Genomic DNA, 13,274 nt, shown 5'->3' with positions numbered 1-13,274 from the left:
GTCAGCTCAAGGCGCCGGCGGCTTTCACGAGTTCGGCCAACGCTTCCCGGGCCAACTCACCGAAACCCCGCGAGTTCGCCGGTTCCACCCACCGTGCGAAGGCCGTCGTGAACGCCAAGCCGCCGATCTCCGCCGCCAAGCTCGCCGCCGGGTCCGCGACTCCGCGCTCCCGCAACGCGGCAGCCATCGCACCCCTGAGCTTCGCGCGCTTCAGCAGCTCGCGCTCGCGGAGGTCCGGCTGGCCCGTGACCACCTGCTGGACCTTCGCCGCCCACTCCCGCCAGTCCGCGTCGAACACCGTCTCGACAGCCGCCAGGGCCGCCGAGATCGCCTCGATCGGGGTGGCGGACGCGGGCGCCGCGGTGATCGCGTCGGCGAGGAGGCCACTGAGGATGTCCTGGCCCGCGAACAGCACCTCGCGCTTGTCCCCGAAGTGCCGGAAGAACGTCCTCTTCGTCAGCCCCGCGCGCTCGGTGATCTCCGCGACCGTGACGGCGTCGTAGCCGCGCTCCAGGAACGACTCCACCGCGGCGCGCACCAGCCGCTCGCGTGCGTTCGGCTCCCAGCGGCTCATGACCCCAGCCTAAGCGATGACACCCGGTGTCGTCACACGTGCTACGGTTGATGGCACCAGGTGTCATCACAGGGAGGTTCTCATGCGTGTCTTCGTGACCGGGGCGTCCGGCTGGATCGGCCGGGCCCTCGTCCCCGAACTCCTCGAAGCCGGCCACCAGGTCGCCGGCCTGGCCCGTTCGGACGCCTCGGCGGAGGCCGTCGCGAAAACGGGCGCCGACGTGGTCCGCGGGGATCTGGACGACCTCGACACCCTCCGGAAGGCCGCCGCCGACGCGGACGGCGTCGTGCACCTCGCCTTCGGCCACGACTTCAGCCGGATCGAAGAGTCGATCCGCGTCGACGCCGCCCTCGTCGAAGCGCTGGGCGAGGTCCTCGACGGCAAGGTCTTCGTCGCCGCCTCGGGAACGCCGGTGGTGCCCGGCAAGACCGTCACCGAGCACGACGACCCGCCCGCCTTCGGGCCGGTCGCGGGCCGCGCGGACGTCGCCCGGTCGGTGCTGAAGACGGCGGAACGCGGTGTGCGCGCGTCCGTCGTGCGGCTGCCGCGGTCGGTGCACGGCGAAGGGGACGCCCACGGGCTCATCGCGCGGCTGATCGGCCTCGGTCGCGAGAAGGGCATCGCCGCGTACGTCGGCGACGGCTCGCAGCGCTGGCCCGCGGTGCACGTCGCCGACGCCGCGCACCTGTTCCGCCTCGCGCTGGAGCAGGCGCCGGCGGGCTCGGTGCTGCACGCGGTGGGCGACGAAGGCGTGGCGATCCGGGAGGTCGCCGAAGCGGCCGGACGCCGGCTCGGCCTGCCGGTCACGTCCGTCGAGGCCGGCGAACTCGGGTTCCTCGGCCCGATCCTGGCGATCGACCAGCCCGCGTCCAGCGCGCAGACGCAGGCGCTGCTCGGCTGGCAGCCCACCCACCCGGGCTTGCTCGACGATCTCGAAAAGGGTTACTACGGCTGAGGAAGTGGTACAGCGCCGGCGGAGGTGGCGACAGTGACACCCCCGCCGGCGCCGGGTTCTACGCGATCGGCCGGTCTGTCGGCGCGATCGGGGCGGGCAGGACGTCCCGCCCGGTCAAGTAGGCGTCCACGCCGGCCGCGGCGCTGCGGCCCTCCGCGATCGCCCACACGATCAGGGACTGGCCGCGGCCCATGTCGCCGGCCACGAACACGTTGTCCAGGCTCGTCTTGAACGCCTTGTCGCGGGCGACGTTGCCGCGCGCGTCCAGCTCGACGCCGAGGTCCTCGATCAGGCCCTTCTTCTGCGGCCCGAGGAAGCCCATCGCCAGCAGGACGAGCTGCGCCGGCAGCTCCTTCTCCGACCCGGGCACCGGGACGAACTTGCCGCCCTCGTTGCGCACCTCGACCAGCTTCAAAGCGCGAACCCGGCCGTCGGAGTCACCCAGGAACTCCTGCGTGTTCACCGCGTACAGCCGCTCGCCGCCCTCTTCGTGCGCCGAGGACACGCGGTAGATCATCGGGTACGTCGGCCACGGGTGCGCGTCCGAACGCGCCTCCGGCGGCTTCGGCATGATCTCCAGCTGCGTCACCGAACGCGCGCCCTGGCGGTGGGACGTCCCGACGCAGTCCGCGCCCGTGTCACCGCCGCCGATCACGACGACGTCGAGGCCCGAAGCGTCGAAGGGAGACGCGTCGAGATCGCCCGAAGCCACCCGGTTGGCCGGCGGCAGGAACTCCATGGCCTGGTGGATGCCGGCCAGCTCGCGGCCCGGGATCGGCAGGTCGCGCCAGTCGGTGGCGCCACCCGCGAGCACGACGGCGTCGTACGACTCCTGAAGCTCCGAAGCCGTGATGTCCACGCCGACGTTCACCGACGTCCGGAACTCCGTGCCCTCGGCCTCCATCTGCGCCAGGCGCCGGTCGAGGCGGGACTTCTCCATCTTGAACTCGGGGATGCCGTAGCGCAGCAGCCCGCCGATCTTGTCGGCCCGCTCGAGGACCACGACGCTGTGGCCCGCGCGCGTGAGCTGCTGCGCCGCGGCGAGTCCCGACGGGCCGGAGCCCACGACCGCGACCTTCTTGCCGGTGCGCACCGCCGGGATCTGCGGGGTCACCCAGCCTTCTTCGAAGGCGCGGTCGACGATGGAGATCTCGACGCGCTTGATCGTCACCGGGTCGTCGTTGATGCCGAGCACGCACGCGGTTTCGCACGGCGCCGGGCACAGCGTGCCGGTGAACTCCGGGAAGTTGTTCGTCGCGTGCAGCCGTTCGATGGCCTGCTGCCAGTCTTCGCGCCAGGTCAGCGTGTTCCACTCGGGGATGAGGTTCCCGAGCGGGCAGCCCTGGTGGCAGAACGGGATCCCGCAGTCCATGCACCGGCCGGCCTGCTTCTGCAGCTTCGTCGTGGCGAAGTCTTCGTAGACCTCTCGCCAGTCCATCAGCCGCAGGTCGACCGGGCGGCGCTTCGGCTCTTCGCGGGTGGTGGTCAGAAAGCCCTTGGGGTCAGCCATGTGCGGCCTCCATGATCGCCTCGTTCACGTCGCGCCCGTCGCGCTCGGCCTGCACCTGGGCGGCGAGCACGCGCTTGTAGTCCTTCGGCATGACCTTCCCGAAGCGGTCGACGCCCGCGTCCCAGTCGGCCAGCAGTTCCCGCGCGACGGCGGATTCCGTTTCGTCGTAGTGCTTTTCCAGGGTCTCGCGCAGGAAGTCCGCGTCTTCGGAGTCGAGCGGGTCGAGGTCGACCATCTCCGGGTTGACGCGGTGCGCGGGCAGGTCCAGCACGTAGGCGATGCCGCCGGACATGCCGGCCGCGAAGTTGCGCCCGATCCCGCCCAGCACGACCATCCGGCCGCCGGTCATGTACTCGCCGGCGTGGTCCCCGACACCTTCGACAACGGCCAGCGCGCCGGAGTTGCGCACGCAGAACCGCTCGCCGACCTTGCCGCGGATGAAGATCTCACCGCTGGTGGCGCCGTAGGCGATGACGTTGCCGGCGATGATGTGGTCCTCGGCGGCGATCCGCGCCTCCTTCGGCGGCCGCACGATCAGCCGGCCGCCGGAGAGGCCCTTGCCGACGTAGTCGTTGCCGTCGCCGTAGAGCCGCAGCGTGATGCCCTTGGGCACGAACGCGCCGAACGACTGGCCCGCGGTCCCGGTGAAGGTGACGTCGATGGTGTCGTCGGGCAGGCCTTCGCCGCCCCACCGCTTGGTCAGCTCCGAGCCGAGCATGGTGCCGACGGTCCGGTTCACGTTGCGGACCGGCAGTTCCAGCCGCACCTTGTCCCCGGAGTTCAACGCGCCTTCGGCCAGCTGGATCAGCGTGTTGTCCAGCGCCTTCTCCAGGCCGTGGTCCTGCAGTGTCTGCTGCAGGCGCAGGCCCGCCGGGGCCATGTCGGGCACGTGGAAGATCGGCGACAGGTCCAGTCCGGCCGCCTTCCAGTGCTCGACGGCCTTGCGCTTGTCGAGGAACTCGGCGTGCCCGACCGCCTCGGCGATCGACCGGAACCCGAGCTCCGCCAGGTACTCGCGCACCTCCTGGGCGATGAACTCGAAGAAGTTGACGACGTACTCGGCCTTGCCGCTGAACTTCTCGCGCAGCTTCGGGTTCTGCGTCGCGACACCCACCGGGCACGTGTCGAGGTGGCAGACGCGCATCATGATGCAGCCCGACACCACGAGCGGCGCGGTCGCGAAGCCGAACTCCTCGGCGCCGAGCAGCGCCGCGACGATGACGTCCCGGCCGGTCTTGAGCTGGCCGTCGGTCTGCACCACGATCCGGTCGCGCAGGCGGTTGGCCAGCAGCGTCTGCTGCGTCTCGGCCAGGCCGAGCTCCCACGGGCCACCGGCGTGCTTGATGGACGACAGCGGCGACGCGCCCGTCCCGCCGTCGTGACCCGAGATGAGCACGACGTCGGCGTGCGCCTTGGACACGCCGGCCGCGACCGTGCCGACGCCGACCTCGGAGACCAGCTTCACGTGGATGCGGGCCTTCGGGTTGGCGTTCTTGAGGTCGTGGATCAGCTGGGCGAGGTCCTCGATCGAGTAGATGTCGTGGTGCGGCGGCGGCGAGATGAGGCCGACGCCCGGCGTCGAGAACCGCGTCTTCGCGATCCACGGGTACACCTTCGCGCCGGGCAGCTGACCGCCCTCGCCGGGCTTCGCGCCCTGCGCCATCTTGATCTGGATGTCGTCGGCGTTGACGAGGTATTCGCTCGTGACGCCGAAGCGGCCGGACGCGACCTGCTTCACCGCGGAGCGGCGCTCCGGGTCGTACAGGCGCTCCGCGTCTTCGCCGCCCTCACCGGTGTTCGACTTGCCGCCGAGGCGGTTCATCGCGATGGCGAGGGTCTGGTGCATCTCCATCGAGATCGAGCCGTAGGAGATGGCGCCGGTGGCGAACCGCTTGACGATCTCCGAGACCGGCTCGACCTCTTCGATCGGCACCGGCGCGCGCTTGCCGTACTTGAAGTCGAACAGCCCGCGCAGCGTCAGCAGCTTCTCGGCCTGGTCGTCGACGGACTTCGTGTACTCCTTGAAGATCTCGTACTTCCCGGACCGCGTGGAGTGCTGGAGCTTGAACACGGTCTGCGGGTTGAACAGGTGCGGTTCGCCTTCGCGGCGCCACTGGTAGTCCGCGCCGGTCTCCAGTTCGCGGTGCGACGCCCGGACGCCGTCGGCCGGGAACGCGTACTTGTGCCGCTTCGCGACCTCGTCGGCGAGGGTCTCGAAGCCGATGCCGCCGAGGCGGGACGTCGTGCCGGCGAAGCAGGTGTCGATGACCTCTTCGCCGAGGCCGACGGCCTCGAAGATCTGCGCGCCGGTGTAGGACGCGACGGTCGAGACACCCATCTTGGACATCGTCTTGCGGACGCCCTTGCCGAGCGCCTTGATCAGGTTGTACGTCGCTTCCTTCGGCGTGACACCCGGGATCAGGCCCTGGTGGGCCATCTCCTCGACGGTCGCCATCGCCAGGTACGGGTTCACCGCGGCGACGCCGTAACCGATGAGCAGCGCGATGTGGTGCACCTCGCGGGCGTCGCCGGCCTCGACGATGAGGCCGACCTGCGTGCGCGTCTTCTCGCGGACGAGGTGGTGGTGCACCGCGCCGGTCAGCAGCAGCGACGGGATCGGCGCGTGGTCTTCGTCGACCCCGCGGTCGGACAGCACGATCAGCCGCGCGCCGTCCTCGATCGCCTCCGACACCTCGGCGCGGATCTCGTCGAGACGCTTGAGCAGCGCTTCGCCGCCGCCGTGGACGTTGTAGCGGCCGAGCACCGTGACGGCCTGGAACTCCGGCAGGTCGCCGTCGTCGTTGACGTGCACCAGCTTGGCGAGCTGGTCGTTGTCGAGCACCGGGAACGGCAGCACGATCCGCCGGCAGCTCGCGGCGTCGCCGTCCAGGAGGTTCGGCTCGGCGCCGATCTGCGTGCCGAGCGCGGTGACGAGCTCCTCGCGGATGGCGTCCAGCGGCGGGTTCGTCACCTGGGCGAAGAGCTGGATGAAGTAGTCGAAGATCAGCCGCGGCCGGCTGGACAGCGTCGCGATCGGCGAGTCGTTGCCCATCGAGCCGATCGGCTCCGCGCCGGTGCGGGCCATCGGCTCGAGGATGGCTTCGAGCTCTTCCTCGGTGTAGCCGAACGCCTGCTGGCGGCGGACGAGCGCGGCGTGCAGCGGGACCTCGCGGTCGCGCTCCGGCAGGTCCTCCAGGTGCAGCAGCCCGGCCTCGACCCACTCGTCGTACGGGTGGGCGGTGGCCAGTTCGGTCTTGACCTCTTCGTCCTCGATGATCCGGCCTTCGACGGTGTCCACGAGGAACATCCGGCCGGGTTCGAGGCGCCCCTTCCGGACGATCGTCGCCGGGTCGATGTCGAGCACGCCGACTTCGGAGGCGAGCACGACGAGGCCGTCGTCGGTCACCCAGTAGCGGCCGGGGCGCAGGCCGTTGCGGTCGAGCACCGCGCCGATCTGGCTGCCGTCGGTGAAGGCGACCAGCGCCGGGCCGTCCCACGGCTCCATCAAAGTCGAGTGGAACTCGTAGAAGGCGCGTCGCGCCGGGTCCATCTCCTGGTGGTTCTCCCAGGCTTCCGGGATCATCATCAGCACGGCGTGGGGCAGCGAGCGGCCGCCGAGGTGCAGCAGCTCCAGCACCTCGTCGAACGACGCCGAGTCGCTGGCGCCGCGTGTGATCACCGGGTAGATCCGCTTGAGGTCGCCCGGGACCAGGTCGGTCTCGAGCAGCGCTTCGCGGGCGTCCATCCAGTTGCGGTTGCCGCGCAGGGTGTTGATCTCGCCGTTGTGCGCGACGTACCGGTACGGGTGCGCCAGCGGCCACGACGGGAAGGTGTTGGTGGAGAAGCGGGAGTGCACCAGGCCGATGGCGCTGGTGACGCGCTCGTCGGTGAGGTCGGCGAAGAAGCGCTCGACCTGCGGCTCGGTGAGCATTCCTTTGTAGACGATCGTGCGCGAGGACAGCGACGGGAAGTAGACGTCGTCGTCGACGAGCTCGTGCTCGGCGCGCTTGCGGACGCAGAACGCGCTGCGCTCGATGTGCAGCGGGTCCGAGTGCTCCGGCTTCGGGCGGCGCGCGGTGAGGAACAGCTGCGTGAAGTGCGGCATGGTCTCGGCCGCGGTCGGCCCGCAGTGCTCGGTGTGCACCGGCAGCTCGCGCCAGCCGAGGACGCGCATGTCCTCCTCGGCGGCGATGCGCTCGATGGTCGTCATGGCCCGGCCGCGGCGCTTTTCGTCCTGCGGCAGGAAAGCCGTGCCGACGGCGTAGGTGCCGGGCTCGGGGAGCTCGAAGTCCACGACGTCGCGGTAGAACTCGTCCGGGATCTGGATCAGCAGACCGGCGCCGTCGCCGGTGTCGGGTTCGGCACCCCGCGCTCCGCGATGTTCCAGGTTGCGCAACGCGACCAGGGCCTTGGCGACGATCGAATGATCCCGTCGGCCGGTCAGGTCGGCGACGAAGGCGACACCGCAGGCGTCGTGTTCGTAGTCGCTCCGGTAGAGGCCCTCGGCCTCGGCGTTGCTGAGCTGCTGCCCTGCGGGGGGCAGGGAACGGGCACGGTGGGTCACGGCTGGCCGCCTCCCAAGGCGTTGGCGCGACCGGTACTCACCTCATCGAGTGGTTCGAGCTGAACCGGTTAACGAAGTGGTCCGGTACCGCGATGGTCAGTCGAGAACAGTTGCTGTTGTCGAGGTGCAAGATGCCGCGTGGGACCGGCCGAGCGCCGATGCTCGGAAACCGGACGCGGGTCATCTGGGAGGCCGCACAACACTGGGCAGCCGAACATGTCGGGTGCTGCGTGCGCGCACAGACCGGCCACTGTGGTGGGGGCCAGCCGGAGCGCGCGGTGTTACTCCCGGGTTCGCCGGGTCTTATGACGATAGTGTGAATTCGCTGTTATCGACATACGTCGTTGCGCCCGGGTGGGAAATGCCACGGTTGCGTTGACGGACCCCAGGGTAGTCCCATATGCCGGGCTGTTCCTCCCGAAGTTCGGTCAGTACCGCCTCTGACCTGCGGAAACGTCTGTCCCAAGTGGTCTGGGGCACGTGGTGCGGTGCCGCGCCGGGATGGGAAACTGGCTGCATGGCGGGCTCGTCCGATGACTGATCGTTATCTCTCCGTGGCACGTTCCGGCGGCCACGAGCTCGAGATCAAGCGTTCCCGGTTCCTCTGCGCGCTCGCCCCGGTGACGTCGGAAGAGGCCGCGCGCGAGTTCATCGCGGCCCGCCGCCGGGCCGAACCGGGGCGCGGCACCACTGCCACGCGTTCGTTTTGGGCGCTGACGGGCGAACCCAGCGGTCCAGTGACGACGGTGAGCCGGCCGGCACCGCGGGCACGCCGATGCTGGAGGTGCTCCGGCGGCGGGCGGTCACGGACACGGTCGCGGTGGTGACGCGGTACTTCGGCGGAGTCCTGCTCGGGGCGGGCGGGTTGATCCGCGCGTACGGTCAGTCCGTTTCGGACGCACTGGAAGTTGTTGGTGTACTAGAACACCGACGTCTCAGGCTCGTGGAAGTCGCGGTGGGTTACGACCGCGCGGGCCGGCTGGAGAATGACTTGCGCGCGTCGCCGTACTTGGTGCACGCGACCCGCTTCGGCGACCTGGCCCGGTTCGAGATCGGGCTGGCGCCGGGGGAGGGTCCGGCTTTCGAAGGATGGCTGGCGGACCTGACGAACGGCGAGGCGGCGACGACCGAACTCGGCGACCGCTGGGTGGTCCACCGCGGCTGACTGGTCCGGTCGCGAAACCGCTTGGCGCGCAACGGACTTTCGGCGCTTCCGTCCCAGGGTCCCGCCGTGGCACCATGTCGTGCCACTCCAGTTCCGGCACCACCTCGATCACCAGAACGTTGCCAGCTTCGCCTGCACAAAGCTGACAACGTTGTCACCACCTGCTTCGCTCGCCCGACAACGTTGTCGCCCAGCGGAAAGCGCGTGCGGCAAGGAGAGGAAAGGTTCATGCCCGGACCATTCGCCGGACGGCTGCGCGCGGCCGTGCTCGCGGCCGCTGTCGTCGCCGGCGGCGCGGGGCTCGTCGCGCCGTCCGCCACCGCCGACACGCTAGCCCTTACGCAGTACGTGAATCCCTTCATCGGCACCGACAACAGCAACTCCCCGAACCCCGTTCCCGGCGGGGCGGGCGGCAGCACGTACCCCGGTGCCGTCGTGCCGTTCGGCATGGTGCAGTTCAGCCCGGACACCCCGACCGCGTCGCCGTCCGGGTACCGCTACGGCGACACGAGCATCGAAGAGTTCAGCCTCACCCACTTCAACGGCGCCGGCTGCGCCAACAACGAAGACCTCGGCCTGCTGCCGATCACCGGCGCGATCGGGACTTCGCCGGGCACCGGCTGGACCGGGTACGCGGGCCGCTACACCAAAGCGAACGAGTCGGCCGCGCCCGGCTACTACAAGAACAAGCTCGACAACTACAACACGACCGTCGAACTTTCCGCGACCAAGCGGTCGGGCTCGATGAAGCTGACGTACCCGAACACGACGTCCGCGCGGCTGCTCGTCAACACCAGCCGCAGTGCCACCGGAAACCGCAACGGGTCGATCGCCATCAACGGCAGCCAGCTCACCGGTTCGGTGACCGGTGGCGGTTTCTGCGGTTCGTCGAAGACCTACCAGATCTTCTACGTGATCCAGTTCGACCGCGCCCCCAGCGGATTCGGCACGTGGCTCGGCGGCACCGTGAACGCCGGTTCCGCGAGCACCAGCGGCACGAACTCCGGCGGCTACGTCACGTTCGACACCTCGAGCAACACGACCGTGCAGGCGAAGGTCGGCATCTCGTTCGTCAGCCTGGCCAACGCGCAGGCGAACCTCGCCGCCGAAAACCCCGGCTTCGACTTCGCCGGGATCCGCTCGGCGGCCGACACGAGCTGGAACACGATCCTCAACCGCGTCCAGGTGACCGGGGGCGCGACCGCGGACCTGCAGAAGTTCTACACCGCGCTGTACCACGTCTTCCAGAACCCGAACATCGCCAGCGACACCAACGGCCAGTACCGCGGGTTCGACCAGGCGGTCCACACCGCGTCGCACACCGTCTACCAGAACTACTCCGGCTGGGACATCTACCGGTCGTGGGCCGCGCTCATCGGGCTGGTGGCGCCCAATGAGGCGAGCGACATCGCGAAGTCGATGGTGCTCGACGGCCAGCAGGGCGGCCTGCTGCCCAAGTGGTCGCACAACAGCAACGAGCACTTCGTGATGACCGGTGACCCCGGGCCGATCATCGTCGGCAGCCTGTACGCCTTCGGCGTCCGCGGCTTCGACACCGCGGCGGCGTTGACGTTGATGGACAAGAGTTCCAACGGCGGTACCGCGCAGGGCCAGGCGATCCGCGGCCGGCAGTCCGGGTACGTCAGCCGGCACTACATCACCGAAGACCCGTCCGACTCGCTCGAGTACTCGGCGTCGGACTTCGCCGTGGCGCAGTTCGCGAAAGCCGTCGGCGACACGACGAAGTACAACACCTACATGCAGCGCGCCCAGTGGTGGCAGAACGTGTTCGGCCCCGACTCGGGCTACATCCAGCCGCGCGGCAGCGACGGCAACTGGGCGTGGCCGGTCGTGCCGTCGAGCAACAGCGGCTACACCGAGGGCAACCCGTCGCAGTACACGTGGATGGTGCCCTACAACTACCAGGGCCTGATCAACCTGATGGGCGGCCGCCAGACCGCCGTCCAGCGGCTGGACCACCACTTCACCCAGCTCAACGGCGGCCTGACCCAGCCGTACTTCTACATCGGCAACGAGCCCGAGCACGGCGTGCCGTGGGCGTACAACTACGCCGCCCACCCGCAGGGCGCGAGCTCCGCGGTGCGGCGCGTGATGAACGAGTCGTTCACCACCGGCCCGGGCGGCCTGCCGGGCAACGACGACCTCGGCGCGACGTCGGCGTGGTACGTCTTCGCCGCGCTGGGGATGTACCCGGCGACGCCGGGCGCGGACGTCCTGGCCCTGCACGGCCCGCTGTTCCCGTCGGCCTCGATCGTCCGGCCGAGCGGGACGATCACGATCACCGGCTCCGGCGCGGGCCAGGGCTCGCAGTACGTGCAGAGCCTGAGCGTCAACGGGACCGCGACGACCAGGTCGTGGATCCGCTACGGCGACATCGCGGGCGCGTCGACGCTGAACTACACGATGGGCTCGTCGCCGAGCGCCTGGGGCACGAGCACCGCGGACGTGCCGCCGTCGTACAACGACGGGTTCACGCCGCCGCCGGCCGCACCGGAGCTGGGCACGAACCTGGCCCAGGGCAAGGCGGCCACGGGCTCGGCCACGTGCAACTCGGCCGAGACGCCCGCCAAGGCAGTCGACGGCAGCCTGGCGAACAACAGCAAGTTCTGCAGCACCGCGGCGACCAGGTTCCTCCAGGTCGACCTGGGGTCGGCGCAGAACGTGTCGTCGTTCGTGGTCAAGCACGCCGGCCTCGGCGGGGAGACGACCGGCTGGAACACCGGCGCGTTCACGATCCAGACGTCGACCGACGGCAGCAACTGGACGACGGTCGCGTCCGTGAGCGGTTCGCGGGCCAGCCGCACGTACAGCCCGATCGCGACGCGGTCGGCCCGGTACGTGAAGCTCAACCTCACCACGCCGACCAACAACGGTGACGGCGCGGCGCGGATCTACGAGTTCGAGGTCTACCGCTGACCCACCGGTCGTGAGTGGTGATTCGGGTTGGAACCCGAATCACCACTCACGACCGGGCCGGCCACTCGTCGCGGGTGATGGCGTACTCGACTTCGCCGTGCTCGCTGCCCGGCGCGCGCTCGTGCTCCGGGAACTCCTCGAAGTACGTGCGGACGAAGCGCATCCCCAGTTTCTCCATCACCCGGCGCGACCGCTTGTTCACCGTCATGGTGAACGCCGTCACGCGGGTGACCCCCAGTTCGGTGAAGCCCTTCTCGAGCAGGGCCGCCGAGCCTTCGGTCCCGTAGCCCTTGCCCCACGCCTTCCGGTGCAGCCGGTACCCCAGCTCCGGCTCGTCGGAAGGATCTTGCGGGCGCGGGCGGAAATGGAACCACCCCAGGAAATCGCCGGTGCTCTTCTCGATCGCCGCCCAGAACCCGTAACCGGGGAAACGCTCGTAGTAACCGAGGAACGCGGGGAGATCCAGCGTGACGATCTCCGTGCGGTCCGCCGGCTGACCCCCATTGAGGTACTTCATCACGGCCGGGTCGTCGTAGAGCTCGAAGAGTGCGTCGGCGTCGTTCTCGGTGAACCGGCGGAAGATCAGCCGCTCGGTTTCGAGGAATACGTGCATCCGGTGATGTTGTCAGTGACCCCAGTGCGTGGCAACGCGTTTACGCGGCGGCGGCGAAGACCTCGCCCAGCGCCAGCGAGCCGGCCTCGGTGAGCACGGCGGCGACGCGCTCGCCGCACTTGCCCGGGCTGGCCGGGGCGATCAGGCCGAGCCGCGCGAGGCGGTGCACGGTCGACTGGTCGCAGCAGCTCAGGCCGTCGATGAACAAGTCGGGCTCGCAGCTGCAGCTGATCTCGGCGTGGCCCCCGGCCACGGCTCTCAACGTGGCCCGCTCACGGTGGTTCAGTGCCGTTGTCATGGCGGAGCCTCCTTCCCGTCGCGTCTCATCAGACCACTCACCACCGACATTTTCCGCCTTCGAGGGTGCGAACTGGGGTATTTAGGGGAAACACTTAAGGGTGGCGTGTCGCGTCTTATCGGGTGACTCCCGGATACCCTGCGTCGAGAGGTTCAATCGTCGTCTTGCGCAGGTGCCGGAAAACGATCGACGTGCGGAAGCCGACGATCTCCCGGCGCAACGCCAGCCGGTCGGCGAGGAACGCGTGGAGCGCGTCGATGTCCGGCGTCGTGACCTCGATCAGGAAATCGTCACTCCCCGCGGTCACGTACACCGAGAGCACCTCCGGCAGTTCGGCGATCGAGCGCTGGAAGGAGTCGATGACCGCCCGGCTCAACGGCCGCACCTGCGCCGCGATGAGCGCCCGGACGCCGCGGTTGAGGCTCGGCAGGTCGATGTCGGCGTGGTAGCCGCGGATCACGCCGCGTTCGCGCAGCAGCCGGATGCGTTCGAGGCACGTCGAGGGCGCGATGCCGACCTTCCGGGCGATGTCGCGGTTGGTCTGCCGCGCGTCCTCCTGCAGGTGCCGCACGATCGCCGAATCAAGTTCGTCCAGCACCGCGTCCTCCGTATCGCCGCCGAATTTCGTTCGACGATGGCTCGCCACCGCCGCCGATCA

General features: G+C 69.4%; 8 protein-coding genes and 1 pseudogene. 3 read left to right on the top strand and 6 right to left on the bottom strand.

Features of this window, described 5'->3' with window-relative positions; all coding sequences use genetic code 11:
- Position 1: 1 nt before the first annotated feature.
- Entirely contained in the window at positions 2-574 is a 573-nt protein-coding gene (locus BLV96_RS42935) for a TetR/AcrR family transcriptional regulator (protein WP_086678357.1), read from the bottom strand.
- An 82-nt stretch (positions 575-656) separates the two neighbouring features.
- Between BLV96_RS42935 and BLV96_RS42930 the strand changes: the two genes are divergently transcribed.
- Positions 657-1,529, top strand: a complete 873-nt coding sequence (locus BLV96_RS42930) for an SDR family oxidoreductase (RefSeq protein WP_086678358.1) — start codon at positions 657-659, stop codon at positions 1,527-1,529.
- Between the two features lie 58 nt (positions 1,530-1,587).
- On the opposite strand, the gene BLV96_RS42925 is transcribed toward BLV96_RS42930, so the two are convergent.
- A complete protein-coding gene (locus BLV96_RS42925; RefSeq protein WP_086678359.1) occupies positions 1,588-3,039 on the bottom strand; it encodes a glutamate synthase subunit beta in 1,452 nt (483 codons plus the stop codon).
- Positions 3,032-7,603, bottom strand: coding sequence for a glutamate synthase large subunit (gene gltB, locus BLV96_RS42920; RefSeq protein ID WP_086678360.1), 4,572 nt, complete (start codon positions 7,601-7,603; stop codon positions 3,032-3,034). Before gltB ends, BLV96_RS42925 begins: the two co-directional genes overlap by 8 nt.
- A gap of 533 nt (positions 7,604-8,136) precedes the next feature.
- Here gltB and BLV96_RS42915 point away from each other — a divergent pair.
- Positions 8,137-8,768 (top strand): annotated as a pseudogene (locus tag BLV96_RS42915) (YigZ family protein).
- Between the two features lie 228 nt (positions 8,769-8,996).
- Positions 8,997-11,705, top strand: coding sequence for a GH92 family glycosyl hydrolase (locus tag BLV96_RS42910; protein WP_086678361.1), 2,709 nt, complete (start codon positions 8,997-8,999; stop codon positions 11,703-11,705).
- Between the two features lie 46 nt (positions 11,706-11,751).
- On the opposite strand, the gene BLV96_RS42905 is transcribed toward BLV96_RS42910, so the two are convergent.
- The 3 genes from BLV96_RS42905 to BLV96_RS42895 all read right to left on the bottom strand — a co-directional run bounded on the left by BLV96_RS42905 (position 11,752) and on the right by BLV96_RS42895 (position 13,211).
- Positions 11,752-12,318: a GNAT family N-acetyltransferase gene (locus BLV96_RS42905; RefSeq protein ID WP_086678362.1), complete on the bottom strand. Its 567-nt coding sequence runs from the start codon at positions 12,316-12,318 to the stop codon at positions 11,752-11,754.
- A 40-nt stretch (positions 12,319-12,358) separates the two neighbouring features.
- The gene (locus BLV96_RS42900) at positions 12,359-12,616 is read right to left on the bottom strand and encodes a hypothetical protein (protein WP_208608483.1); all 258 of its coding nucleotides are present in this window, start codon (positions 12,614-12,616) and stop codon (positions 12,359-12,361) included.
- Positions 12,617-12,731: 115 nt separating this feature from the next.
- On the bottom strand, positions 12,732-13,211 hold the full coding sequence (locus tag BLV96_RS42895; protein WP_086678390.1) for an Lrp/AsnC family transcriptional regulator: 480 nt from the start codon (positions 13,209-13,211) through the stop codon (positions 12,732-12,734).
- Positions 13,212-13,274: the final 63 nt, after the last annotated feature.

Origin of the sequence: Amycolatopsis pretoriensis (genome assembly GCF_900107925.1) — a bacterium.
GTDB lineage: Bacteria > Actinomycetota > Actinomycetes > Mycobacteriales > Pseudonocardiaceae > Amycolatopsis > Amycolatopsis pretoriensis.
The sequence above is the reverse complement of the archived record's forward strand: the minus strand, read 5'-3'. Positions and strand labels throughout refer to the sequence as shown.